This window comes from Micromonospora sp. NPDC005220 (assembly GCF_040607895.1).
Taxonomy (GTDB): domain Bacteria; phylum Actinomycetota; class Actinomycetes; order Mycobacteriales; family Micromonosporaceae; genus Micromonospora.
On the sequence record NZ_JBEXHP010000002.1, the window covers coordinates 176,940 to 201,341 of the forward strand.

Consider the following 24,402-nt stretch of genomic DNA (forward strand, 5'->3'; position numbering starts at 1 on the left):
TCACCGTCCGTGCAGTTGCTGGGAGGGGCCCCGCGGTGGACCGGTACGCCAGATGGAACGCCCTGCTCGAAATGCTGACCGACAACGGCCGGGTCAGCGTCGAGGCGGCAGCCGAGCGGCTGGACGTCTCCCAGGCCACCATCCGGCGTGACTTCGACCAGCTCGCGCAGCAGCAGATGATCACGCGAACCCGGGGCGGCGCGGTCGCCAACGGCGTGTCGTACGACCTCCCACTGCGCTACAAGACGGCCAAGCACTCGGCCGAGAAGCAGCGGATCGGGGCGGCCGCCGCAGCTCTTGTCACGCCGGGCACCGTGGTCGGCCTGAACGGCGGCACCACCAGCACCGAGGTGGCGAGGGCCCTCGCCGTACGACCGGATCTGAACACCAGCGCCGAGGGTGCCCAGCTCACCGTGGTGACCAACGCGCTGAACATCGCCAACGAGCTGCTGGTCCGATCCCGGATGAAGGTCGTGGTGGCCGGCGGCGTGGTGCGCCCGAAGTCGTTCGAGCTGGTCGGCCCGCTGGGTGGGGCGCTCCTGCGCGAGGTGACCCTGGACGTCGCCCTGCTCGGGGTGGACGCGATCGACCCGCAGCTCGGCGCCGCCGCCCACCACGAGGGGGAGGCGGCGATGAACAATCTGATGGTGGCCCGCGCCAAGCGGGTGGTGATCATTGCGGACTCGTCCAAGCTGGGGGGTCACGCCTTCGCGCGGATCTGCCCGGTCGAGCGGGTGGAGACGCTGGTGACCGACTCCGGTGCCGCGCCGGAGGTGGTGGACGCGTTTCGCGCGGCCGGCGTGCAGGTCGTGTGCGCCTGAGGAGTCACGCTCCGTCGATGAATTAGCCTGACCGGCGCGTCGATGCATACCGGGTATTGCGCGCTCCTGCATACCGCGTATGGTGTCGGCTGTCACGCCCACCCATCGGGGGAGGTGCAGCTTTGCAAGCTGTCCTGGAGATCGAAGGTCTACGTAAGACGTACAAGAGTCGTCGACGCGGCACCCGCAACGCGCTCGACGGCTTCGACATGCGGGTCGACGCGGGGCAGGTGCACGGCTTCCTGGGGCCCAACGGCTCCGGCAAGACCACCACGCTGCGTACCCTGCTCGGCCTGATCCGACCCGACGGCGGCCGGATGGCCGTCCTCGGGCACGAGGTCCCCGACGCACTGCCCGTGGTCGCCGGCCAGGTCGGCGCGATCGTGGAGAGCCCGCAGTTCTTCCCGCACTTCACGGCACGGGACACGCTGTCCCTGCTCGCGGGGGCGGGCGAGGTGCCGGCCACCCGGGTCGACGACGTGTTGGAACTCGTCGGTCTGCGCGACCGGGCCGGCGAGCGGGTCAAGACGTACTCGTTGGGCATGAAGCAGCGGCTCGCGGTGGCCTCGGCCCTTCTGAAGAAGCCGAAGCTGCTCATCCTCGACGAGCCGGCCAACGGCCTCGACCCGGGCGGCATCCGGGAGATGCGCACCCTGATGCGCAACCTCGCCGAGTCCGGGATGACGGTGGTGCTGTCCAGCCACATCCTTGGTGAGATCCAGCTGATCTGCGACTCGGTCACCATCATCTCGCTGGGCCGGCGGGTCGCGTTCGGCCCGGTCGACGAGGTGCTCGCGCAGCACTCGTCAGGTGCGGTCCGGATCCGGCTGGAGGCGGTCAGCGACCTGCCGCTGGCCACCGAGGCGCTCACCCAGGCGGGGATCCGGGTCACCGGTCACCCGGACCACCTGATGCTGGCCGGCGTCGACAAGCCGGCGTCGGTGACCCGGCTGCTCGCCGAGAAGAACCTGTACGTCAGTGAGTTGGCGCCGATCGCCGTCGATCTGGAGAGCGTCTTCCTCGAACTGACCGCCACCGCGCCGGTACCCGGCCAGCACCGGCAGGTCGACGAGTCCATGAAGGTCGGCGGGGCGGGTCAGCCCGGTCCCGCCGGGGGAGGGTGGGGCGCGTGAGCCTCTTTCGTACCGAGCTGCGCCGGCTCACCAAGCGGCGCTTCACCCGCTACATGACGCTGCTCGGCCTGCTGGTGCTGGCCGCCGTGGTGGTCGGGGTGTTCTTCACCAACCAGAAGATCGACGCCGGCCAGCTCGCCCAAGCCGAGCGTCGGGCCGACCAGCAGTATCAGGAGCAGGTGCGCTGGAGCGAGCAGGAGCGCGTCGCGTGTGAGCAGGCCAAGACGGCCGGTACGCCGAACGACGGCCGCTACCCGGACGACTGCTCGATGATCACGGCCCCGCCCCGGGACCAGATCCAGGCGAGTTGGTTCCTGCCCTCGACGTTCAACTTCAAGGAGACGTTCGACGAGACGCTGATCCCGTTCGCGGCGATCCTCGCCCTGGTCGGGTTCGTCATCGGCGCGTCCTTCGTCGGCGCCGAGTGGAGCACCGGCGGCATGATGAATTTGCTGCTCTGGCGGCCGAAGCGGCTCACCGTACTGCTCACCAAGCTGGCCGCGCTGCTCACCGGCATCCTGGCGGTGACGCTTCCGGCCGCGGTGCTGTGGTTCGCCGGGTTCTGGGCGGTCGCCACCTTCCGGGGCAGCACCGAGAAGATGACCTCGGGGGTCTGGCAGTCGTTCCTGCTGACCGGCGTACGCGGCGTGGTGCTGGTGTTGGTGCTCACCACCATCGGCTTCGCCCTCGCCTCACTGGGTCGGCACACCGCGATGGCCCTCGGCGGTGTGGTGGCGGTGATGGTGGTGGGCCAGTTCGGCCTGGGCATCCTGCTGTCCATGGCGAGCGTGCGGTTCGCCGAGGCCTGGCTGCTGCCCACGTACGTGCTGGCCTGGATGACGAAGACGGTCACGTTGCAGGACTGGAACTCCTGCAACGCCACCTACTACGGGGAGTGCAAGCCGGCCACGATGGACATCACCTGGCAGCAGTCTTCCGTCCTGCTCTCGGTCGGGGTGGTGGTGATCCTCGGGGCGGCGCTCTGGGCGATGCGCCGCCGCGACATCTCCTGATTCCGAAGCGCGGCGCGACGGCCCTCGGCGTACTGCCGGGGGCCTTCGCGGGTTCGCGGCAGAGGCTCGGGCCAGCGTCGGTGACGCTGGCACCGCTGGCCGCGCCGGCTGGTGCGACCCGGGTCGTCCCTGGCTAGGCTGGGTGTCATGTCCGCCGACGCGACCCCGGCCGCCCCCGAGCCGTCCACTGACGCTCGTCGGGATGACGTCGCGGGTGCTGTCGGGCCGGCCGTCCCGACTCCCCGGCCGGTGCCGCCCATCGAGAGCACCGGCGATTCCGAGCCGGACGACGGGGGCGACGTTGAGCCCAGTGAGCCGGCAGTCGGCCTGACCGAGCGGGAACGCGCCATCCTCGCCTTCGAGCAGCAGTGGTGGCGGCACGCCGGCGCCAAGGAACAGGCCGTCCGGGACACCTTCGCGATCTCCTCGACCCGGTATTACCAACTGCTCAACGGGCTGCTCGACAACCCGGCCGCACTTGCTGCCGAGCCCGTGCTGATCGGCCGGCTCCGGCGGCTGCGCTCGTCGCGCGCCCGCAATCGCCGCCGCTGACCGCTGGCAGCGCTACTTCTCGTACCCCTGCAGGCCGTTGCCGATGGCGAAGAACGTCGGAGCCCACTCGCCGATGAAGATTCCCCACCTGTCGGCACGGGCCACCCCGGCCCGCTCCAGATGCCGGGAAAGGAACCAACTGGTAAAGGACAGCCCGATGCTGACGAAACCGGCCATGTACGCGTGATCGGCCTTGAGCCCTGCCTCGTGCAACCGCTTCAACACCTGCGTTCCCCCTGACGCTGTGGATGGTTTCGCCTGGTCCTGACGTCGACAACCACTGCTGACGCTACCGCTCGTGCGGATCGAACTACCCAGAGTTGGCGGCTTCGGTGCTGGCCATTCTGCCCAGGCCAGCCATCCTTTCCGCATGCCGGCTGGTCAGCCGGGTAGGCGGGAGGTGTTCCGGGGTCGCTGAACGAGTCGAGGGAGAAGGTCATGTCCAGTGATGCATCCGGCCGCCGACGACCTTCGGTAGCGCTGACCCGATCTGCGCGGTGGGGCCGGCGCCGGTGATGCGGGTGAGCTCCGCGTCCGCGCCAGCCCCGGGCCGGCCGGTCAACGAGGACCTGGTCTTCCAGGTCGGCCCGCTGGTCGGTGTCCTGGACGGCGCGACGGTGCCGGAAGGCTTCGACACCGGCTGCGTGCACGGGCCCGAGTGGTACGTCCGGCACCTGGCCGCCCGGATCGGCGTCGCCGAGGCGGTACGCCCAGCCGCTCGGTTGACCAGCAATCTGGCCGCGGCCATCCTGGCGGTGCGCGCCGACCACGGCGGGCAGTGCGACCTCGACCATCCGGGCACCCCGTCCAGCACCGTCTGCCTGCTGCGGGACTGCGGCGACCAGGTGGACTACCTGGTGCTGTGCGACAGCCCGCTGGTCCTCGACGCCGGCGGGCAGGTCAACGTGGTCACCGACAACCGGTTGGACACGGCGATGGTGGAGCTGCGGGAGACCGTGGCGATCGTGCCGGGCGGTGCGGCGGACCCGGTCACCCGGTTCCGGCACGCGGTGAGCGTCCAGCGGGAGCGGATGAACCGTACTCACGGCTACTGGGTGGCGGCTTCCGACCCGGACGCGGCCTTCCACGCGGTGACCGGGACGGCACCCCGGCACGGTCCGGGGGCGCTACGGCGGGCGGCCCTGCTCAGTGACGGCGCGTCCAGCGCGGTGGAGCAGTTCGGGCTGACCGACTGGGCTGGTCTGCTGGACCTGCTGAGCGCCGATGGGCCGGGCGCGTTGCTCGACCGGGTCCGGGACGCCGAGCGCGACCACCCCGATCGGCTGCGCCGGCACAAGTCCACCGACGACGCGTCGGTGGTGTTCTGCGAGTTCGGGCCGGCGGCTTGAGCGTCCGACACCCGGTAGGGTGACAACAGAGCGTGATGTGGAACACCTCGGCCGCCCGACCGGCCGGTACCGCTGTCCGGACCGCCAGTGGATGGCCAATGGGGTGGACTTCAGCCGATGAGGGCGGCAGACTGCGGCACGTGGCGGGTGCGGTCCGGCTGGAGCCGGTGGACGAGCGGAACCTGGAGCCGTTGCTCTCCGTAGCGGCTGCGGAGGCAGAGCCGGGCGATGTCATGCCCCCGGTCGAGGCGCCCGCCGGTTGGTCGCTCGCCCGCCGCGAGGCGTTCCGGGAATTCCATCGGGCGAGCTTCGGCGGGCTGGACGGCCCGACCCGTTCGCAGATGTACGCCATCCTCGTCGGTGGCGAGGTGCTGGGCATGGTGCGGATGACGCGCTGTGACGAGCCCGGCACGGTGGAGACCGGGATGTGGCTCGGCCGTTCGGCACGGGGGCAGGGGATCGGCGCGGCAGCCCTGCGGGAGTTGCTGAACGCCGCCGCTCGGGTCGGCATGCGGGCGGTGGTCGCCGAGACGACGCCGGACAACATTGGCGCGATCGCCGTCCTGAAGAAGTGCGGCGCGAAACTGCGCGAGGACGACGGGAAGGTACGCGCCGAGATCTGCCTCGACTCGACGCCGCCCGCGCTCTGAGAGGTGCCCGGCCGGTCGGCGGCGACCACGGGAGCCGCCGCCGACCGCCTGGATCAGGCTGGCAGCCGGACGATGTCGTAGTCGGTGCTCGGCGTCGACTCCACGTCGAACCGGCCGTTCACCACGTACAACGCCGAGCCGAACAGGTCACCCGTGGCCGGCGAACGGAGCAGCGGGCTGGTGATCTCGCGCTGCACCGCTCCCGCGGTGTATCCGGCGTTCAGTCGGACCACCGCGATGACGTTGGTCAGGTTCCGGATCACGTGCAGGGTGCGACCGCGCAGCATCAGCCCGTCGGCCCGGTCCACGGAGTAGCCGCCCAGGTCGAATACGCGGCTGCCGCCGGTACGCGGGTCGACGCGCACCAGCTGACCGGTCAGCATCTGCGCGACCAGCAGATCGCCGTCCGGAAGCGCCACGATCCCGTTGTTGAACGCGTCCGGCGTTGCGCCCGGACCGGTGAGTGGGAGCACCCGGAAGGCATCGGGGGCCGGCAGCTGACCACCCGGGCCCAGCGGCACCACGTACAGCACCGGGCGGGTGGAGTCGGTGAAGTAGATCGCCCGCTCGGTGATCACCAGGTCGTTGACCAGGCTGTTGGGGTCGCTGGTGAACTGGTAGTGGGTCAGTCGGGTGCCGGTGCGCGCGTCGTACACGCTGGCCCCGCCGCCAAAGAAGTCGGCGGTCCAGAGCCGGCCCTGCCTGTCGATTTTGAGGCCCGCCTTGGCGGTGCCCGGTGTGCCGGGAATCAGCACCGAGCCGCGCCCGGTGCGTAAGTCACCCCGCCACACGGCACCGTCCAGGACGGAGCCCACGTAGACGGTGGTGCCCCGACCGATCGTCAACCCCTCCGGGGTGAACCCGTTCGGCAACTCGATCCGAGACGGGAAGGGCTTCGCCGGATGAGCCGTCGCCGGTGCGCCGGTCGAGACCAGTGTCGCCGCCGCCACCAGGGGGACGAGGAGAAGAGAGAGCCGCTTGCGCAAGGAACACCACCTGACGTCGCAGTGAATGACTCCACTGAGGAATGTGACGTACTAGGAACGTCCCGCGCGCGACAAAAGGTTGTGCTGGTCCGCTCACTCCCGGTTGGCGGCGTACGCCGACAGCCAGGCGACCTGGGCCGGGTCCAGCGACGGGCGTACCCGGGCCCGTGCGGCCGACACGTGCGCGGCGGTGACCGTGGCGGCGGCGAGCGACTCCCGCATCGCGGCCAGCGCCGCCTCGCGGACCAGCGCCGCGCAGTCCGCGGCGGAGAAGCCGGTCAGCTCGTCGCCGAGGGCGGACAGGTCGACGTCCGGCGCCAGCGGCACCTGCCGGGACGCGGCCCGCAGGATCTCCGCGCGGGCCGGCCCGTCCGGCGGTGGCACGTAGACCAGCCGCTCCAACCGGCCCGGCCGCAGCAGCGCCGGGTCGATCAGGTCCGGCCGGTTCGTCGCGCCGACCACCACCACGTTGCGCAGCGTCTCCACCCCGTCCAGCTCGGTGAGCAGGGCGGCGACCACCCGGTCCGTGGTGCCCCCGTCGGTGGCCTGGCCGCGTACCGGTGCCAGCGCGTCCACCTCGTCGAGGAAGATCAGGGTGGGGGCCGCCTCCCGGGCCCGACGGAACAGCTCGCGGACCGCGCGTTCGCTCTCACCCACCCACTTGGAGAGCAGTTCGGCGCCCTTCACCGACAGCACGTTGGCCCGCCCCGACCCGGCCAACGCGGTGACCAGGTAGGTCTTGCCGCAGCCCGGCGGCCCGTAGAGCAGCACGCCGCGCGGTGGCTGCACGCCGAGCCGGGCGAAGGTGTCCGGGTAGGTCAGCGGCCACAGCACCGACTCGGTGAGCGTCTGCTTGACCCCTTCCAGGCCGCCCACGTCGTCAAGGGTCACCGACGCCAGATCCAGTGTGGACGCCGCCATCGTGGTGGGCCGGACCACCTCCCGGGCGGCGGTGAAGTCGGCCATCGACACCGTCGGCGTCTCGGCGGACTTCTGTCGCAGCGCGGCGCGTACCCCGGCCTCCCGGACCAGTGCGGCCAGGTCCGCCGCGACGAACCCGGGGGTACCCGCGGCCACGTCGTCCAACCGGACGTCATCGGCCAACGGCACCTGCCGGGTCAGCACGGTGAGCTGTTCGCGGCGCAGCGCCTGATCCGGAAGCGGGACGCTGATCCGCAGCGACAGCAGGTCCGGCGCGCGCAGTGCGGGGTCGACCGCCTCCGGCCTGCCGGTGGTGCAGACCACGGCGACGCCGGCGCGGATGCTCTCCGCGAGCACCTGACGGAACACCGTCGCCACCGGGCCGGGATCGTCCGCGGGTGCGAGCGCCTCGACGTCGGTGACCAGCAGTACCGCCGGCCCGCCGGCTCGGGCGGCCGTCGCCGCGGCGCGCAACCGCTCGGCGGCGGCCTGACTGGTCAGCGCGGCCACCTCCGGTGCCCAGAGCGGGTGAACGCGGGCACCGACCCGGGCGGCCACGGCCCGGACCAGCGCGGACTTCCCGGAGCCCGCCGGACCGACCAGCAACACTCCCAACGAGATGGTGGTGCCGAGCCGGCCCAGCACCTCCCGGTGGTGGAAGCCGAGGTCCAGCAACTCGGTCAGCTCCTCGGCCTGGGCCCGCAGGCCGGGCAGCTCGTCCACGTCGGGGGCGTCCTCCGCCGGAACCGGGGCGGCGCTCGTACCCGACCGGGCCGGCGTGGTGTCGGCCGGGACGGGCCCGCCGTGGGTGGTCGCGCCGTGCTGCCAACCGATCACGGTGCCCATGGTGACCAGCGCGCCGGCCGCCGGTTCGACAGTGACCACGGTGAGCAGGGTGCTGGTCCAGGCGAACCCGACGGTGTTGGCGAGGCTGCGTCGCGCCGCCTCGACCAGGCCGCGCACCGACGCGTCCGGCAGCACGTCCTGCGGCAGCAGCGACACGTCGTCACCGGCGGTGAGCACCTTGCCCAGCAGGGCGAGCCGGAGCATCTCCGGGCTGACCGCCGCGACGACCTCCACCGGCCCGGCCAGCACGACCCGGCTCGCCGGAACCAACGGCAGCGGGCTCACCCGCACCTGACCGCCGTCGCGCAGACCCAGGTTGCCCAACGTCAGGTCGTCGGCGTACAGCAGGGCGCTGCTCGCGCCCGGCCCGGCCGCCGCCGCGATCCCGGCCGTCTCCCGGCGGCCGGCGAGGCGGACCGGGTCGCCGGGGCGCAGCCCCAGCGCGGTCAGCGCCTCCGGGTGCAGGCGCACGATGCCCCGTCGGGCGTCCAGCGCCGCCGGCCGCAGGCTCGCCGTCAAGGTCAGGTCGGGTTGCGCCACTGCCCGACCGTAGCCGCCGGCAGCCAGCCCTGCCGGTCAGCGCCGCGGATCCAGCTCGTCCAACAGCGTCGGGTCGCTTCGGATCAGCTCGGCCAACCGGGCCGCCGGGTCCGGGGCCAACCCGTCCGGGCCGGGCGCCCAGGCGGGCACCGTCCGGCCGGAGAGCGGCCAGGTCGGCGGGGGTTCCACCGGGGGCGGCGGGGGCACCGGCCCGACCGTGACGGTCGGCCCGTCCCAGGACACCCGCATCGGGTACGCCCGCCCGGCGTGTTCCACCTGCACTGTCACCGCCAGCCCGGGGTACGCCCCGACGACCTGGCGGACCGCCTCGGCCACCTCCTCGACCGGGCCCCATCCGGCCACCTCGCTGGGCGTCTCCACCCCCGCGTGCCGGCCCGTTCGGGCGTTGCGGGTGGCGCCACCGAGGCCGGGCGGGCTCGACGGCGCTGTGGTGTCGTCACGGTCGGCGGCCCGACGGCGCGACGCCTCCTCACGTCGGGCCAGCCGGGCCAGCGTCTCGTCCAGGTCGCCCCTCACCAGATCACCTCTTCCCGCCACGGCCGGAGCTGGTCGGCTCAGGCCCTCCTGTCCCGGGTAGCGCGGTCCAGCGCGCGGTCCAGGACGACCAGTAGTGCGTCCCGTACCGAGAGCCGGTCGCGGGCATCGAACTGCACCAGGGGTACATGATCGCCGATGGCCAACGCCCAGCGGATCTCGCCGAGCTCCAGGGCCAGTCGCCCGTCGAAGGCGTTCACCCCGACGACGAACGGCAGCCCGGCCCGCTCGAAGAAGTCGATGGCCGGAAAGCAGTCGTCCAGCCGTGCGCTGTCCACCACCACCAGCGCACCGAGCGCTCCCCGGGCCAGGTCGTCCCACATGAAGCCGAACCGGGTCTGCCCCGGCGTGCCGAACAGGTAAAGCTTCAGGCTGCGGTCGATCGTCACGCAGCCGAAGTCCATGGCCACCGTGGTGGTGGTCTTGGTGGACCGGACACCCGGGTCGTCCACGCCGATCCCGGCGCTGGTCATCTCGGCCTCGGTGGTCAGCGGCGCGATCTCGGAGATCGCACCCACGGTGGTGGTCTTGCCCACCCCGAAGCCACCGGCCACCAGGATCTTGACCGGGATCGGCGGCGCGGCCGGTCTACCCGCCGGAGGCGGCACCGACCCCGCATCCGACTCGGGCCGGTACGGCGGCGGTGCGGTCGGCGGTGGGCCGGCCCGTCCGACTATCGGCCCGGTGCCCGGGGACACGCCGTAACGGGCGGCGGCGCTGTTCGCGGCGACCCCGCCGAGCGGGGCGACCGGCCATTCAGGAGATCGCACGGAGTCCATCAATCACTCGCAGGATGAGATCGGGGTCGACAGCGTCGTCGGTGTCGGTGACGTGCACGTCCAGGTGCCCGGCGGCGCGTAGGTCGCCGACCAGGACCCGTACCACGCCGAAGTGCAGCCGGGCGCGGGCCGAGATCTCGGCCACCGAGATCGGCTCCGCGCAGAGCGCGATGATGGTCTGAAGTTCCGGTGCCAGCAGGGTGCCGGGTGGGCCGGCCCACCACCCGCTGTCCATGCGGAGGGTCACCTGGGTCTCCAGCCCGATCGCCGGGTCGGCGCCCGCCACCCGCCCGGAGGTGAGTACGAACGGACGGGGACCGGCCGGCTGGTCCCCGTCCGGCTCCGGCAGCGCCGGTGTCGCCGCCGCGCCGTCCCCGCTCGGGGGTGGCGTGCGCAGGTACGGGCGGATCCGAACGCTGGGTTCCGGATCCGGATCCTCGCCGGCGACGTCGGGGGTCACTGCTGAACGGCGTTCTTCAACTCGACGATCAGCCGCGGGGTCAGGGCGCCACCGGCCCGCCCGGCGAAGAGCGTCATCTCGTACGCGACGGTGCCCAGGTTCGCCGACCGGTCGGCGACCACCCCGAGCACGGAACCGCTGCTGATCGCGCTGATCAACAGGTAACCGTCGGCCATGTCGACGATCACCCGGTTCAAGCCGCCGAGCGCGTACCAGCTGGCGGCCCCACCGGCGAGGCTGGTCATCCCGGACACGACGGCGGCCAACCGCTCCGCGTTGGACCGGTCCTTGATCGCCGACATGGCCATCAGCAGACCGTCCGAGGAGACCGCGATCGCCTCCAGGACTCCGGCGGTGCTGGAGGTGAAGGAGTCCAGCAGCCAGTTGAACGTACGGGCCTCCGGGCTGAGGTCCCCATTGGCGCTGGGCTGACTCTGGTCGACATTGTCGTGCAGGAAGGGGCTGGTCACCGTGATGATCCTTCTTCGTTCCGGTGGTCGGGGCTGACTTCGCGGAGAGCGCGGGCGACGCCCGCCTCGAACTCGTTGATGAGGTCGCGGACCTCGGCCGGGTCGCCGAGATGGGTACTGGGCGGTTGGCAGGCCGGGATGGCGGTGAGGTTCGCCCCCGGTACCCGTCGGCTCAACCGGGGCCGCCCCGGTGCGGCATCGGTAGAGCCGCCACCACCCGGCACCGTGGGGCCGGCACCTCCCGGGGTGCTGGGCAGGTCGACTGTCGTGTCCGGGTCCATGACGGCCGCCCCGGCGCCGGCCGGCGGGTCGTTTGCCGTCCGCGCCGACGCGCCGTCGAGGCCCGGCGTCACCTGAAGCTCGGCGCGGCGTACCCCGGCCTGGAAGGCCTCGACCAGTGCGCGGGCGGCGGCGGGGTCCGCGCCGGTGGCGTCCACCGGCCGGGTCGCCGCGGCGGTGGCGTGCAGAGTGGCCCCGGGCACCCGCTGCCGCACCCGTGGCCCGGCCGGCTTGCCCGCCGGTTCCGGGCTCGGGGGTTCGGGAGCGGCCTGCTCCGGCTGGCCCTGACCGAACGCGTTCCAGGACGGGCCGGCGTCCAGGCTGCGGGTGGCCCGGCTGAGCAGGTCCGAGTCGAAACGGGCCGGCACGGCGACGGCCGCCACGCGGGGCTGCTCGGGGTCGAGCGTCACCGTCGTACGCCGGCCCCGGTCCGGCACCGCGGCACGGGCCACGGCGGCCCCGGCGCGGTCGGCGCGGCGCAGCACCAGCGACGTCGACGGGATCTCCAGCTGTGCGGTCACCCCGCCGCCGCCGGTGGCGGCCAGGGCGACCTGCCAGCCGTGCCGACGGGCCAACCGGCCCACCACGAAGAGACCGAGCACCTCGGTCGGGGCCAGGTCGAGCCGTTCCCGGCGGGTGAACCGGGCGTTCTCCTCGGCCAGCCGTTGCTCGCTCATGCCGATGCCGTGGTCCACCACGGTGATCCGCGCACCGAGGCCGGACGTCTCGGCGGCCACCAGCACCCGGGTGTGCGGCGGCGAGAAGACTGTGGCGTTCTCCATCAGCTCGGCCAGCGCCAGGACGAGGTCACCGACCACCGCCGGCGCGGCCGAGACGCCGGCCGGAACCTGCACCTCCACCCGGGTGTAGTCCTCGATCTCGCCGAGCGCCAACCGGACCACGTCGGCCAACGGCACCGGCGCGGTGTGCGCGTCGGCCCCGGCCGAGCCGGAGAGCACCACGAGGCTGCCGGCGTTGCGCCGCAACCGGCTGGAGATGTGGTCGAGTCGGTACAGGTGCTCCAGCCGGCCGGGGTCGGCCTCCTGCTGCTCCAGCCGGTCGATCAGCGCGATCTGCCGACCCACCAGGTTCTGGGTACGGCGTCCGACGTGGCCGAACATCTGCGCCACGTTGCGCCGGCCGGCGACCTGCCGCTCGACCAGCTGCGCCGCCGTGTTCTGCACCCGGTCGAAGGCCCGCGCCAGGTCGCCGATCTCGTCGTTGGCGCGGATGTCCACCGGCTCCAGCCGGACCGCTTGCGGCCTCTCCGTCTCGTCGTCGGTGACCCGGACCAGCTCCGCCTCGGCGACCCGGGCGACCCGGTCGGCCGAGCGGGTAAGCCGGGTCAGCGGTCGGGCCACGGTCCGCGCCACCGCCACACTGAGCAGCACCACCAGCGTCAGGATCAACGCCGCCACGGCACCGACCAGGTACGCGGCGGTCAACGCCCGCCGCTGCTCGGCCGTCACCTCGGCCAGCACGTCGGCGACCAGCTTCTTCTCGACGAACTGACCGAGCCGGATCATCGTGCGGACGGCCGGGAAGAGCACCTCCAGCGGCACGTCACGGACCGCTCCGGCCGGATCCCGGGCGCTGGTGACCAGGAAGTCGGGGCTGGTACGCGCGGCCACCGCCGCCTCGTTGAGCTGGGCCACGGTGAGCTGCTCGGGCGTGATCAGGCTGCGGAAGCGCGCGTTGTCGACCTGGAGCGCGGCGATACAGGCCACGTACCCCGCAGTGCTGTCCGGGGTGCCGAACGCCTTGACCAGCAGGCTCAGGGTGGCGCAGGCGCCCAGGCCCTCGTCGGCGCGGAGCAACCCGTCGAGGGCGAGCACCTGACGGCCCGGCAACGTGTTGGTGTCCACGCTGAACGGCAGACGCAGCGATTCGATGATCCCCTTGTTGACCGGGCCGAAGGCGTCCATCACCTGACCCGGGTTGGCCGCCCGGGCCAGCACGGCCGTCCGCAGGTCGATGAGACTGGACACCCCGTCGAGGGCGCGGTCGACCTGGTCGGTGAGCGCGTCGCTGCGCGCCGCCCGGAGGTCGGCCACCCGGTCGTCCACGTCGGCGGACTTCCGGACCAGCTCGCTTCGCTCGATCCGGCCGAGCAGGAAGCCGACGGAGAGGATGCGTTCCTGCTGGAGGTCCTGGACCAGGCTGCCGACCCGGCTGGCCAGCCGGACCCGCTCGGCGGTGTCGCCGGCCCGCTGTGCGGCGGCGACCCGGTCGAGCATCACCGGCACGGCCAGGCCGACCATGCTGAGCAGCGGAATCACCACGAGCAGTGCGAGCTTGCCGCGGATCCGGAGCCTACCGAGCAGCATCGAACGCCCCCCACTGTGTGGTCTCCGGATCACGGGCCGCGCCGACCGGTTGCAGCGCCAGTGGCTCGTCCGCCGGCGGTTGCCACGGGTCGCGGTGCGGCGGGGTGTCGGGGCTCTCCGCGTGGGTCGCGGCCAGGGCGGCCCGACGCCGCGCCCGGCGGCCGGCGGCGACCAGCAACGCGGCGAGCCAGCTCAGCAACAGCGCGGCGGCGATGCCCGCCCCGGCGGTCAGCCAGCGGTCCCGGTCGAGCCGATCGATCCGCTCGACCAGCACAGCGTCCAGCTCGGTGAGGATGACGGGCTGGAGTTGGCGTGCCGAGCGGTGCGAGTTGAGCGCGGCGGCACTCAACTGGCCTGGGTTGACCACGCCGGTGTCCTTGCCCGGCACCGAGTACGCGGCCAGCGCCTCCGCCGAACGCTGGTAGTTGTCCAGCGGGGTCAGCACGTTGGCGCCGAGGTCGGTGCTCTCCGAACCGTCCACGGCCGAGCGCAGGTTGTCGACGAGGTCGGCGGCGGGTGCCAGGGCGGACACCCGCAGGCCGGTCAGCTCCATCAGGCCGCGCTGTTGCTCGGCGGCCGGCCGGCGGGAGACCAGCGCGCCCAGGTCGGCGAGCCGGCCGGCGGCGACCACCGCCTCGGGCAGTTGCTGACCGGCGCTGTCCTGGAGGAAGAACGAGTCGGCCTCGGGGTCACGGACCAGCCCGGAGCTCTCCCGGACCTTCCGGTGCAGGGCCAGCAGCAGGTCGGCGACCTCGCTGTAGGCGGTGTAGGCGGCTTCCGGGTCGGTGGCGCTCCGGCCCCGCAGCGCCTCCAGCTTGGCCCGTACGCCGGCCCAGCGTTCCTGGCTGAGCAGCTCCCCGCCGATGCGGGCGTCCACCGCGGCGGCCGCCTCGACCGCCCCGTTCAGCGCCTCCCGGGCGAGGGGGCGCCCGTTGACCGCGTTGGACTGGGCCTCCACCAGGGCGTCGGTGACCGCCGCCAGAGCGGTCAGGTACTGCACGCCGAGCCGCTCGCGGGCGGCGAGGTCCCGGTCGTCGGTGATCTGCCGCCAGTTCGTCGTGACGAGCAGGCCCAACGGTGCCAGCAGTGCCGCGATGAGCAGCAGGGGCAGCAGTCGGCCCAGCGTGGACGGCCGTCGACGGGCCCGCGGCGCGGGGACTGTCATGTGTGTCTCCTCCGGCGTGGGGCGCGGGATCGGCGCGGCGTCGGGCTGGCCGACAAGTCCCGTGCACCGGACCGGAAAACTAATCGAACCCCGGGCTGGTCAGACCGCACTCGACGAGTCAGGTTCGCGTCAGTTCGAGGCATGTCACCATTTGTCCGCGTCGCCGACACGCTCTGTGTCAGCTGCGGGTGTGACATGGAGGGATCGATGTGGATATCCGCGGAAGATCGGAATTCACGGGATCCGAAGTCAACTCACTGTGCCGCGCTGGACGGTGCGCGCTCGCACCCCACTCCGCACCGATCGGGCCAACCGGACGGACGTACGGCGGATCTCAGCCAACGCTCAGGCTCCGAGCCGTACCGTGTGCCGCATGACCTTGCCGTCGCCGGCCGCGTGGTTCCGGCGTGCCCTGCCCACCCGCCGCCGCGCGACCGCCGCGGCGGTGGTCGTCGTGCTGTTGGCCGCCGCCGTGACCTGGGCGGTGTGGCCACAGGGACCGGGCGTACGCACCGAGAGCGCGATGCTCACCGTCCGCTCCGGACCATCCGGTGACCAGCCGGTGAACCTGGACACCACCCTCTACCTGCCGGACGACGCCTCGGCCGGTCGGAAGGTGCCGGCGGTGCTGCTGGCGCACGGGTTCGGCGGCACGAAGGAGTCGGTGCGTTCCGACGCGGAGGAGTTCGCCGGGCGCGGCTACGCGGTGCTCACCTGGACCGCGCGGGGCTTCGGCCGCAGCGGCGGCGAGATCCACCTGGACAACCCGGACTACGAGGTACGCGACGCCGAGCGGCTGCTGGACTGGCTGGCCGCCCGGCCGGAGGTGCGCACCGACGCAGCCGGCGACCCGAAGGTCGGTGTGGTCGGCGGCTCGTACGGTGGTGGGTTGGCGTTGCTGCTGGCCGCCCAGGACCGTCGGGTCGACGCGATCGTCCCCATGATCACCTGGAACGACCTGTCCCGCGCGTTCCTGCCGGAGAGCACCGGTGGCGCCCCTACCGAGGGTGTGTTCAAGAAGGGCTGGGCCGGTCTCTTCTTCGGCGGGGGCGGCAACGTGGGTTCCGGCCCGGCCGGGCTCTCCGGTGCGACCGCCGCCCAGCCGCAGGGTGCACCGGCGTCCGCCGGCCCGCCCAGCCCCGGGCCGGGCGCCGGGCCGGGTACCGGCCCCGGTGGCGCCCCGGCCGGTGCCGCCGACCCGTCCTGCGGTCGGTTCGCCGCCGACGTGTGCGCCGCGTACCTCCGGATCGCCACCACCGGCCGGGCCGACCAGGCCGCCGTGGACCTGCTGCGCCGCTCCAGCCCGGCGGGTGTGCTGGACCGGATCAAGGCCCCCACCCTGCTGGTGCAGGGCGAGGCGGACACCCTCTTCCCGCTCGGTGAGGCGGACGCGAACGCGCGCGGCATCGCCGCCGCCGGCACCCCGGTACGGGTCGCCTGGTTCACCGGCGGGCACGACGGCGGCAGTGGGCCCCGCTCGGACGAGGACCGGGTGAAGTTCCTGACCATCCAGTGGCTCGACCACTACGTCAAGGGCGAGGGCGACGCGCCCGGCGACGACTTCACCTGGTCGCGGATCGCCGGCTTCGACGCGCTCGACCGGGGTCTCGTCGCCACCGGTTTCCGCCGCGCCGACTACCCGGGCCTGACCGGCAACGCCCGCCGGGAGGTGACGGTCACCGGCCCGGCGCAGCCGATCGCGAACCCGCCGAACGGCAACCCGGCCGCCATCTCGTCGATCCCGTTCGCGGGCGGGCTCGCCTCGCTGCTGGACGGGGTGGCCGGCGACGTGCCCGGCCAGCACGCACAGTTCGAGTCCACCCCGCTGACCGAGGCGGTCGACGTGGCCGGCGCGCCCACCGTCACGCTGCGGGCCGCGTCGCCGACCGGCGAGGCGGTGCTCTTCGTCAAGCTCTACGACGTCGACAAGGACGGCGCTGCCACCCTGCCGAACGGCCTGGTCGCCCCGATCCGGCTCACCGGCCTGCCGCAGCAGGTACAGGACGCCCGCCCGGTCACCGTGACGCTGCCCGGGATCGTCCGCCGGGTGGAAGCCGGGCACCGGCTGCGACTGGTGGTGGCCACCTCCGACCAGGCGTACACCACGCCCGCCGAGCCGACCGTCTACACAGTGGCGGCGGACGGCGCGGTCAGCCTGCCCACTGTCAACGGCGAGCCGATCCCCACCGCGGCCACCATCTGGCGCTGGGTGCTCGCCGGCCTGCTCGCCGCCATCGTGATCGGGCTCGTCGTGGTCGTCGCTCTGGTCCGCCGCCGGCACCGCCGCCAGGACCGGTCGGTGCATCCGGAGTACGCGGACACCCCGCTGGCCGTGCGCGCACTGCGCAAGGAGTACGCGGACGGCTTCGTCGCCGTGTCGAACGTGGACTTCGAGGTGCACCCCGGTCAGGTCGTGGGTCTGCTCGGGCCGAACGGTGCCGGCAAGACCACCACCCTGCGGGTGTTGATGGGGCTGACCCAGCCGACCGCCGGGGAGATCTACGTCTTCGGTCGTCGGCTGGTGCCCGGCTCACCGGTGCTGTCCCGGATCGGGGCGCTGGTGGAGGGGCCGGGCTTCCTGCCGCACCTGTCGGGCCTGGACAACCTGAAGGCGTACTGGCGGGCCACCGGGCGGCCGTGGGAGGACGCCCAGTTCGACACGGCACTGGAGATCGCCGGGCTGGGTGACTCCGTGCACCGGAAGATCAAGAACTACAGCCACGGGATGCGCCAGCGGCTCGCCATCGCCCAGGCCATGCTCGGCCTCCCCGAGCTGCTGGTGTTGGACGAGCCGACCGACGGGCTCGACCCGCCGCAGATCGCCGAGATGCGCCGGGTGCTCCAGCGGTACGCCACGGACGGCCGCGCGGTGCTGGTCTCCAGTCACCTGCTGGCCGAGGTGGAGCAGACGTGCACGCACGCGGTGGTGGTGAACAAGGGCCGGATCGTGGCGTCCGGGCCGGTGGAGGAGATCGTGGGCGAGTCGCCGAGCGTCCTCTTCGACGTCACCGACCCGGTGGCGGCGCGGGCGGTGCTGGACCGGCTGCACGGGGTCCGCGTGTTGCCGGAGAGCGACGGCCAACTGGTTGTCGACACCAACGGCACGGCCCGCAGCGAGGTGGTGGCGGAGCTGGTGCGCGCCGGCATTGGGGTGGATCGGGTGGTGCCTCGGCGGCGCCTGGAGGACGCGTTCCTCGCCCTGGTGGGCGAGAACTCTCGGGGAAGCGGTGACCGGTGATGGCTGGATCTTCCGTCGAGGCGCCGGTGGGCGTCACCGACCCGGCCGGCGCGGCCCGGGGTTACCGGCCGTCGGCCACCATGCCGTTCGGGGCGGAGTTCCGCCGGCAGGCGTCCCGGCGGCGGACCCAGCTGGCGCTCGGGTTCATGGTGTTGCTGCCACTGATCATCCTGATCGCGTTCCAGTTCAACTCCGGTGGCGACGACGACAACGGCAACAACGAGTTCGCCAGCCTGGTCGACCTGGCCACCTCCGGCGGGCTCAACTTCACCCTGTTCTCGATCTTCGTGTCGGCGTCGTTCCTGCTGGTGGTGGTCGTCGCGCTGTTCTGCGGCGACACGGTGGCCAGCGAGGCGAGCTGGGGCAGCCTGCGGTATCTGTTGGCGATCCCGGTGCCCCGGGCGCGGTTGTTGACGGTGAAGCTGGTGGTCGCGCTCGCGTACTCGGGATTGGCCCTGCTGCTGTTGGCCGGCACCGCGTTGCTGGCCGGCACCCTGCGCTACGGCTGGTCGCCGCTGCGCAGCACGGTCGCCGCGGAGCTGGAACCCACCGAGGGGCTGCTCCGGTTGCTGGCCGTGCTGGGCTACCTGGCGGTCGTACTGCTGGTGGTGGCCGGCCTGGCGTTCCTGCTGTCGGTGACCACGGACGCCGCGCTGGGCGCGGTCGGTGGCGCGGTTCTGCTCTGGATCCTGTCCAGCATCCTGGACCAGATCACCGCCCTGGGCGCGCTGCGCGACTTTCTGCCCACCCACTTCAGCACCGCCTGGCTGGGTCTGCTCTCGACGCCGGTGCAGACCGACGACGTGGTGCGCGGCTGCATCTCGGCGATCAGCTACGCGACGCTGTTCTGGGGGTTGGCGTTCTGGCGCTTCACCCGCAAGGACATCACGTCGTAGCCCCGCCCGGCTGCGCACGGCACCCACAGGGAGATCTTGGGAGGAAGCCGCCCCTACAGGGGCCGATTCATTCCAAGATCTCTCGCAGGTACGCCTGCGTCGCCGCACCTGTCGCGTGCCTCGGTTCGAACTACAAACTCTGAGTTAATAGTTGCTTCGGTCACCTCCGCCGCGTTCACCGTCGCCCCCTTTCGCCGAGGGCCCGGGTGATCTCGGCGGCGTCGAACCGGGCGGGCTGGAAGTCGGCGGGCGAGGTTAGTCCGAGCCAGTCCAGCCGCTCGCGGTGCTCGGGGTGGCTCGGATCGCTCAACACCTCGACGAGTTCGGCGTAGCCCCAGACGCCGCCGCAGTCCTCCGGCGGCGCCGCCCGCCGCCCGCCGGTGCACCGTGGGTACGCGATGGGCTGGCGCGGCAGCACCTTCTCCACCACGATGTCGTGCTCCCAGGCGTCGCCCAAGTCGTACGTGTACCTGAACCGGTCGCCGACACCGGACGCGACCTGTTCCAGGGTCACCGGGGCTTCGGCGCGGTGGCCCAGCTCCCGGTCGGCGACCCCGAAGTCGCCGTAGGCGGTCTCGAAGACGTGGAGGTGTGCGTCGTCCCAGCCGAAGGCCACCTGGATGATGTCGTGCAGGTCGGCCAGGCTGGTGTCGGCGGGTAGTTCCAGGCGTCGCCAGATCGGCGGCTTCGCCCCGCGCAGGCCCACCTTGAGCTGGTAGATCGGCGCGGCCGGGCCGGACTTCTTCCGTTTCGCCGGCAGCTTCCGCCCAGCGCTGCCCCGTCGTGTGCGGGTCTGGATCTGCTGCGCCTGCCCGGCGATCTGGCTGATCATCTCCAGCAGATCGAGGGTTGTCTGACGGGTGTCGGCGTCGTGCTCGGCCGGTGGCCGGTTCGGCTCGGGCAGGGTACGGATTCGCGCCCGCAGTAGCACCGCCAGCAGGTGGTAGTCGGGCCCGTCCTCGTCGGCGAGTTCGTCTTCGAGCTCGGAGGGGTCACGCTCCTGGTCGTGGTCGGCACGGGCGTCGAGGGCCCGTTCGACCTGCCACCGAAACTCGGCCGGGTCCAACAGTTCTTCGGCGATTGTCAGACCGGCACGACGGCCGTTCTCCGCGATGGTGGTGACGACCTTGTCCAGGGCATCGGCGGGAAAGAACACGATGTCGGCCGCCGCGTCACAGTCGAGGTGGTCGACGTGGACGACGAAGCCGTACGAGCGCCCGGCCCGTTCGAAGTCGCAGATGAGCACGGACGCGCTGCCCGCCGGATCGGCGAACCGTCGACAGGTGCCGACCCGCACGGGCTGGCGCAGCTCACTGGCCCAACTCGGCGCTGCCACGCCCGAGTCCAGCAGACGTTGCGCGGCGGCCCCGGCGACGGTGCCCTCCCGGACGGCGTCGATCGCGAGCAGGACCGCGAGCGCTTCGGGCGTAGCGATGTCGGCGACGGCCGGCAGCAGGCCCTCGTTGAGCGCCTCGGTGAAGTCCCCACCGGCAAGGTCACCGGCGGACAGGAACGTCGAGGCGAACATCTCGGCCTCGATCGGATCATCGGCCTTGACCAGGTTGGCACCCTCGCCGACCAGGTCGCCGATGAAGCTCTGCGGGTCGAAGTCGGCATCCGAGCAGGCCGGGCAGTCGCACTGATCGGCTTCGGCGGGACTGGCCCGCAGCAGGACCTGCTGGCCCGACCGACTGGGCTTGGCGCGCTTCCGGCGGCGACTCTCGGGACTCATCCGAGCATGTTTTCACGGGCTGCAGCGGTCAGCCCGACACGACCCGCCGGGATGGTCTGCCGGCAGGGCGCAGCGACCGCCGCCGGGGAGACGCTGGTCGCACCAGACCCGGGTACGCACGAACTGGCGGTCCTCCTCGCTCAGCGTCGTCTCGCCGAAGTCGATGGCGGTGACGTGACCGAGCGAGCCGCGCAGCGCCTCGGCCAGCGCCCGCGCGCCGTCCACGCTGGTCAGGGTGGTCGGCAGGTGCAGGATCCAGCGGGAAGGTACGTCGTACTCCGTCATGGTTTTCCCTTCGCAGCGGCGGCGCCGAGGCGGGCGGGGGCGGCCAGCGGGAGTCCGGACCCGCGCCGGCCGGAGCCCGGCACCCGCCCCGGGCCGGCTTCAGGCGGTCGCTCCAGACAACCCTTCGGTGTACGACGTCAGCGCCTCCACGGCCGCCGTCAGGCTCTCCGCCATCAGGTCGAGCTGTTCGGCGGCCCGGCGCCACTGCCCGCTCGCCGCCTCGGGCTGATCGGCGTCGAGGAGCTGCCGGCCGGCGGCGGTGATCCGCGCGGGGAACTGCGCGACCCGCGCGGCTGCGGCGCTCAGCTGGTCGCGAGCGGTGTCCAACACGTCGACCAGGTCACCAATGCTGGCCTGGCCCGCCTCGGCGCGGAGCTGGCGTACCCCCTCGGTGAGCTGCCGATGCGCGTCGCCGGCCAGGTCGAGAGCATCGTCGCCACGGCGACGGGCCTGCCGGATCGCCGGGTGGGCGCAGCCCACGCTGGTCCGCTCCAACAGGACTGTCGCGGCGGCCACCGCGAGGTACGTCTCGCGCAGCTCGCCGGCCACCTGCTCGACCTCCCAGGCAGCGCTCGCCTCGCTCACCGTCACGTGGACCTCCTTGCTGGTTGATGGGGTGCCGGGGCAGCGCGGCAACCAGCCCAGATGGGGGACACCTGAACCGTCATGCGCGCTGCCCCAGCTCGACTCCGGGGCTGCCCCGGAGGGTGAACCAGCCCTGGTGCCAACCCGGGCGGCTCATGGGAACGGTATTGCACTTAGTGACATAGGTCAACCATGTTCTTGAAGGCGGGTCGCGCGGCGTGATCAGATGGGGCTGCCAACCCGGGAGGACCACTCATGCCCGCAATCCCGCTGAGCTACGTAGACATCGCTGCGGACATCACCGCTCGCATCGAGTCTGGCGAGTACGAGCCGGGTGCCAAGCTGCCGTCGTACACGCAGATCGGTGACCTCTACTCGGTGTCGTTCTCGACCGCTGCGCGCGCTGTGGCGCTCCTGCGTGACCGTGGCGTCGTGGTCGGCGCACCGGGGCGCGGGGTGTTCGTCAAGGAGCAGGACCCCGGCACGTCGTGACGGCTGGATCGTGCGCAGGTGAGCCTTGAGCTTGTCCTTCGACGTTGTTGGGATGCCTAGTTTGGAGTACCTCGCATGCCACCCTGCGGAAGTTCGAGCCGCACTATCGGCGGATCATCGCCGACATCCGGAGGCGTATCGCCGACGGCGAGTGGCCACCTGGCCACAAGCTGCCCTCGACCAAGGAGTTGGCGGACCTCTACGACGTGGGCAGCCAGTCGACCGTCCGGCAAGCCATCACGATCCTGATCGAGACTGACGAGCTGTACGGTCACCAAGGGCGCAGCGTCTACGTGGCCGAATAGCGCCACCCGCATTCGCCGAGTACGCCATAGCCAAGCGTTACCTCCTCCACGAAGACTTGGTGCCCGGCGACTTCCTGGGCATTCTCGACGACGCTCACCAACGCGGAATCCTGCGTCAGGCCGCCGGAATCTACCAGTTCCGTCATGCCGCGCTATGGGATCGGCTGGCTCGGAGATTCGACGACCGGCCGCAGAGCCGCCCTAAATTTCCACGCTGAGACCACACTCGGCTGTCCTGGTGGAACACCTGGTGATCCTGACGCGTGCGCAATGGGGGAGCGGTCCCTTCGGCGATGTCGTAAACGATTCAGCTCGAAAGGGCGCGCAGGGAGGGAGATCGACCCCCTCCGGAAGCGCCTCCGCGTCAGGCCGGAGATCGACCCCCATCGGAAGCGCTTTCGCGTCAGGCCGGAGAGCGGGGCGTGAGGACCGCGTCCAGGAGGCCGGGATAGAGCTTGTCCACCTCGTCGCGGCGGAGCCGGACCAGCCGGCTGGTGCCGGCGGCGCGGGTGCGGGTCAGGCCCGCCTCGCGCAGCACCTTGAGGTGGTGGCTACGGGTCGCCTTGGAGACGCCGAAGTCGAGGCTGCCGCAGGCCGCCTCGCCGCCCTCGGCGAGCGCCCGGACGATCTGTAGCCGCACGTCGTCGGCGAGTGCGGCCAACACGCTGGTGACCGGTACGGCGGTCAGGTCGGGTTCGTGCGGCTCCATGTGACCAGTGTAACCCTTGTTCGACAATGATCGAACAAAACCCTATGGTCAGTGGCGTTGGTTCGATGATACTCGAACATTGGAGTTGTCGATGCGATCCCGCGCCACCGCATACCCACTGGTCGCCGTGCTCGGCTGGGGCGTGATGTTCCCGATCCTGGCCAGCGCGCTCAACCGGGTCGATCCGCTCAACCTGACCACCGCGCGCTACCTGCTGGCCGCCGTCGTCCTGGTCGCCATCCTGCTGCTCCGCGAGGGTGCCGGCGCGCTGCGGCACGGCGGTCGGGCACTGGAGGTGGTGGTGCTCGGAGTGGTCGGCTTCGCGGGCTTCAACCTGCTCACCAACCTGGCGCTGGAACACGCCGCCCCGCAGCAGGTCTCCCTCTTCGTGGCCACCACACCGGTGATCACTCAGCTCGTCCGCTGGGCCCGCGACGGCGTACGGCCGAAGCCTCTCCTGTTGGCCCTCTCCCTGGTGGCGCTCCTCGGAGTCGGTCTGGTGATCACGCGCGGGAGCCTGGCCGGGCTCGGCCAGTTCGGCCTCGGCGGGCTGATGATGATCGGCGCGGTGCTGGGCTGGGGCATCTACACCCACGGCGCCGGCCGGTTCGGCGAGTGGTCGCCGCTGCGCTTCACCACTCTGACCGCGCTCGCCGGCACAGCCGCCATGCTCATCCTGAGCATCGGCGCCGACGCCGTCGGCTGGCAGCACGCGCCGGCCGCCGCCGACCTCGTGGCGGTCACCCCGCAGCTGGGGTACGCCGCATTCGTGGGTGCCGTGATCGCGGTCCTGGCCTGGAACCTCGCCGCCCGACCCCGGACGATGTCGCAGCCCCAGTCGGGCGCGGTAACGGACCCGATCGCGGTGACCGATCCGGTGGCGGTGAGCGCCCGCTGACCCGCTGACCCGGTCGGCGGCGGCAGGGGACAACTCCGGTGGTCCCTCCATGGCAGGATGAACCGCCAGGACCAGCCGTTCCATCGATCCGTCGATGCCTGGTGAGGGGGCCGTTGTGACGTCGCTCGAAACCGAGGCCATGCGCAAGGCGGGCCAGGCGATCAGCGCGGACGCGAAGTCATTCGCCGACACGGTGCTACCCAAGGTTGCCTCGCTGACCCTGCCGCGGGATGCCTTTCCGATGTTCGCCTGGAACCTGCCGGACGACTACGAGCGTGTCCGGCAGGGCGTGGGCGACGTCGCCGCGGCGCTGCAGAAGACGATGGACTCGATCGGCACCGCACTGACCACCATCGCCACCCACTACGAGGAGCAGGAGCGGGTGCGGGGCGAGAACTTCACATACCAGGATTGAA

26 protein-coding genes are annotated in these 24,402 nt (G+C 72.0%); 12 read left to right on the forward strand and 14 right to left on the reverse strand.

Going from position 1 to position 24,402, the window contains the following annotated elements; translation table 11 throughout:
- Positions 1 to 35: 35 nt before the first annotated feature.
- The 4 genes from ABZU52_RS01820 to ABZU52_RS01835 all read left to right on the forward strand — a co-directional run bounded on the left by ABZU52_RS01820 (position 36) and on the right by ABZU52_RS01835 (position 3,519).
- On the forward strand, positions 36 to 821 hold the full coding sequence (locus tag ABZU52_RS01820) for a DeoR/GlpR family DNA-binding transcription regulator (RefSeq protein ID WP_053654382.1): 786 nt from the start codon (positions 36 to 38) through the stop codon (positions 819 to 821).
- A 122-nt stretch (positions 822 to 943) separates the two neighbouring features.
- Positions 944 to 1,954: an ATP-binding cassette domain-containing protein gene (locus ABZU52_RS01825; protein WP_354969196.1), complete on the forward strand. Its 1,011-nt coding sequence runs from the start codon at positions 944 to 946 to the stop codon at positions 1,952 to 1,954.
- A complete protein-coding gene (locus ABZU52_RS01830; protein ID WP_354969197.1) occupies positions 1,951 to 2,967 on the forward strand; it encodes an ABC transporter permease subunit in 1,017 nt (338 codons plus the stop codon). The genes ABZU52_RS01825 and ABZU52_RS01830 overlap by 4 nt, the downstream gene beginning before the upstream one ends.
- 147 nt (positions 2,968 to 3,114) lie before the next feature.
- A complete protein-coding gene (locus tag ABZU52_RS01835; protein ID WP_354969198.1) occupies positions 3,115 to 3,519 on the forward strand; it encodes a DUF3263 domain-containing protein in 405 nt (134 codons plus the stop codon).
- Between the two features lie 12 nt (positions 3,520 to 3,531).
- On the opposite strand, the gene ABZU52_RS01840 is transcribed toward ABZU52_RS01835, so the two are convergent.
- Complete coding sequence (locus ABZU52_RS01840; RefSeq protein ID WP_354969199.1) at positions 3,532 to 3,744, reverse strand: hypothetical protein; 213 nt, start codon at positions 3,742 to 3,744, stop codon at positions 3,532 to 3,534.
- A 290-nt stretch (positions 3,745 to 4,034) separates the two neighbouring features.
- Between ABZU52_RS01840 and ABZU52_RS01845 the strand changes: the two genes are divergently transcribed.
- Both ABZU52_RS01845 and ABZU52_RS01850 read left to right on the forward strand, forming a co-directional pair.
- Positions 4,035 to 4,868 carry a hypothetical protein gene (locus ABZU52_RS01845; protein ID WP_354969200.1) on the forward strand — a complete coding sequence of 278 codons (834 nt, stop codon included), beginning with the start codon at positions 4,035 to 4,037 and terminating at the stop codon, positions 4,866 to 4,868.
- Positions 4,869 to 5,008: 140 nt separating this feature from the next.
- Positions 5,009 to 5,518, forward strand: coding sequence for a GNAT family N-acetyltransferase (locus ABZU52_RS01850; protein ID WP_354969201.1), 510 nt, complete (start codon positions 5,009 to 5,011; stop codon positions 5,516 to 5,518).
- Between the two features lie 53 nt (positions 5,519 to 5,571).
- Here ABZU52_RS01850 and ABZU52_RS01855 read toward each other — a convergent pair whose 3' ends face one another.
- From ABZU52_RS01855 to ABZU52_RS01890, 8 genes are all read right to left on the reverse strand, one after another.
- A complete protein-coding gene (locus tag ABZU52_RS01855) occupies positions 5,572 to 6,504 on the reverse strand; it encodes a superoxide dismutase (protein ID WP_354969202.1) in 933 nt (310 codons plus the stop codon).
- Positions 6,505 to 6,597: 93 nt separating this feature from the next.
- Positions 6,598 to 8,811 (reverse strand): AAA family ATPase, encoded by a 2,214-nt coding sequence (locus ABZU52_RS01860; RefSeq protein ID WP_354969203.1) that lies wholly within the window; start codon positions 8,809 to 8,811, stop codon positions 6,598 to 6,600.
- Between the two features lie 36 nt (positions 8,812 to 8,847).
- On the reverse strand, positions 8,848 to 9,348 hold the full coding sequence (locus ABZU52_RS01865; protein WP_354969204.1) for a hypothetical protein: 501 nt from the start codon (positions 9,346 to 9,348) through the stop codon (positions 8,848 to 8,850).
- Between the two features lie 38 nt (positions 9,349 to 9,386).
- Entirely contained in the window at positions 9,387 to 10,145 is a 759-nt protein-coding gene (locus tag ABZU52_RS01870; protein WP_354969205.1) for an ATP/GTP-binding protein, read from the reverse strand.
- Positions 10,123 to 10,605 (reverse strand): DUF742 domain-containing protein, encoded by a 483-nt coding sequence (locus ABZU52_RS01875; protein ID WP_354969206.1) that lies wholly within the window; start codon positions 10,603 to 10,605, stop codon positions 10,123 to 10,125. The genes ABZU52_RS01870 and ABZU52_RS01875 overlap by 23 nt, the downstream gene beginning before the upstream one ends.
- On the reverse strand, positions 10,602 to 11,075 hold the full coding sequence (locus ABZU52_RS01880; RefSeq protein WP_091402960.1) for a roadblock/LC7 domain-containing protein: 474 nt from the start codon (positions 11,073 to 11,075) through the stop codon (positions 10,602 to 10,604). Before ABZU52_RS01880 ends, ABZU52_RS01875 begins: the two co-directional genes overlap by 4 nt.
- Positions 11,072 to 13,681, reverse strand: a complete 2,610-nt coding sequence (locus tag ABZU52_RS01885; RefSeq protein ID WP_354969207.1) for a nitrate- and nitrite sensing domain-containing protein — start codon at positions 13,679 to 13,681, stop codon at positions 11,072 to 11,074. The genes ABZU52_RS01880 and ABZU52_RS01885 overlap by 4 nt, the downstream gene beginning before the upstream one ends.
- Positions 13,668 to 14,846, reverse strand: coding sequence for a hypothetical protein (locus ABZU52_RS01890; RefSeq protein ID WP_354969208.1), 1,179 nt, complete (start codon positions 14,844 to 14,846; stop codon positions 13,668 to 13,670). Before ABZU52_RS01890 ends, ABZU52_RS01885 begins: the two co-directional genes overlap by 14 nt.
- A gap of 373 nt (positions 14,847 to 15,219) precedes the next feature.
- Between ABZU52_RS01890 and ABZU52_RS01895 the strand changes: the two genes are divergently transcribed.
- Entirely contained in the window at positions 15,220 to 18,084 is a 2,865-nt protein-coding gene (locus ABZU52_RS01895; RefSeq protein WP_354969209.1) for an alpha/beta fold hydrolase, read from the forward strand.
- Positions 18,084 to 18,980 carry an ABC transporter permease subunit gene (locus ABZU52_RS01900; protein WP_354969210.1) on the forward strand — a complete coding sequence of 299 codons (897 nt, stop codon included), beginning with the start codon at positions 18,084 to 18,086 and terminating at the stop codon, positions 18,978 to 18,980. The genes ABZU52_RS01895 and ABZU52_RS01900 overlap by 1 nt, the downstream gene beginning before the upstream one ends.
- A gap of 175 nt (positions 18,981 to 19,155) precedes the next feature.
- On the opposite strand, the gene ABZU52_RS01905 is transcribed toward ABZU52_RS01900, so the two are convergent.
- From ABZU52_RS01905 to ABZU52_RS01915, 3 genes are all read right to left on the reverse strand, one after another.
- Positions 19,156 to 20,712 (reverse strand): plasmid pRiA4b ORF-3 family protein, encoded by a 1,557-nt coding sequence (locus ABZU52_RS01905; protein WP_354969211.1) that lies wholly within the window; start codon positions 20,710 to 20,712, stop codon positions 19,156 to 19,158.
- A gap of 12 nt (positions 20,713 to 20,724) precedes the next feature.
- Complete coding sequence (locus tag ABZU52_RS01910; protein WP_354969212.1) at positions 20,725 to 20,997, reverse strand: hypothetical protein; 273 nt, start codon at positions 20,995 to 20,997, stop codon at positions 20,725 to 20,727.
- Positions 20,998 to 21,096: 99 nt separating this feature from the next.
- Positions 21,097 to 21,588 (reverse strand): hypothetical protein, encoded by a 492-nt coding sequence (locus ABZU52_RS01915; RefSeq protein WP_354969213.1) that lies wholly within the window; start codon positions 21,586 to 21,588, stop codon positions 21,097 to 21,099.
- Between the two features lie 249 nt (positions 21,589 to 21,837).
- On the opposite strand from ABZU52_RS01915, the gene ABZU52_RS01920 reads away from it, so the two are divergent.
- Together ABZU52_RS01920 and ABZU52_RS01925 are read left to right on the forward strand one after the other, a co-directional pair.
- Positions 21,838 to 22,074, forward strand: a complete 237-nt coding sequence (locus ABZU52_RS01920; protein WP_354969214.1) for a winged helix-turn-helix domain-containing protein — start codon at positions 21,838 to 21,840, stop codon at positions 22,072 to 22,074.
- 44 nt (positions 22,075 to 22,118) lie between these two features.
- Positions 22,119 to 22,379 (forward strand): GntR family transcriptional regulator, encoded by a 261-nt coding sequence (locus tag ABZU52_RS01925; RefSeq protein WP_354969215.1) that lies wholly within the window; start codon positions 22,119 to 22,121, stop codon positions 22,377 to 22,379.
- Here ABZU52_RS01925 and ABZU52_RS01930 read toward each other — a convergent pair.
- Positions 22,364 to 22,525, reverse strand: coding sequence for a hypothetical protein (locus tag ABZU52_RS01930; protein ID WP_354969216.1), 162 nt, complete (start codon positions 22,523 to 22,525; stop codon positions 22,364 to 22,366). The genes ABZU52_RS01925 and ABZU52_RS01930 overlap by 16 nt on opposite strands.
- A gap of 257 nt (positions 22,526 to 22,782) precedes the next feature.
- Positions 22,783 to 23,088: a metalloregulator ArsR/SmtB family transcription factor gene (locus tag ABZU52_RS01935; RefSeq protein ID WP_354969217.1), complete on the reverse strand. Its 306-nt coding sequence runs from the start codon at positions 23,086 to 23,088 to the stop codon at positions 22,783 to 22,785.
- A 91-nt stretch (positions 23,089 to 23,179) separates the two neighbouring features.
- Between ABZU52_RS01935 and ABZU52_RS01940 the strand changes: the two genes are divergently transcribed.
- Positions 23,180 to 23,986 carry a DMT family transporter gene (locus tag ABZU52_RS01940; RefSeq protein ID WP_354969218.1) on the forward strand — a complete coding sequence of 269 codons (807 nt, stop codon included), beginning with the start codon at positions 23,180 to 23,182 and terminating at the stop codon, positions 23,984 to 23,986.
- 115 nt (positions 23,987 to 24,101) lie between these two features.
- A complete protein-coding gene (locus ABZU52_RS01945; RefSeq protein ID WP_354969219.1) occupies positions 24,102 to 24,401 on the forward strand; it encodes a hypothetical protein in 300 nt (99 codons plus the stop codon).
- Position 24,402 lies beyond the last annotated feature (1 nt).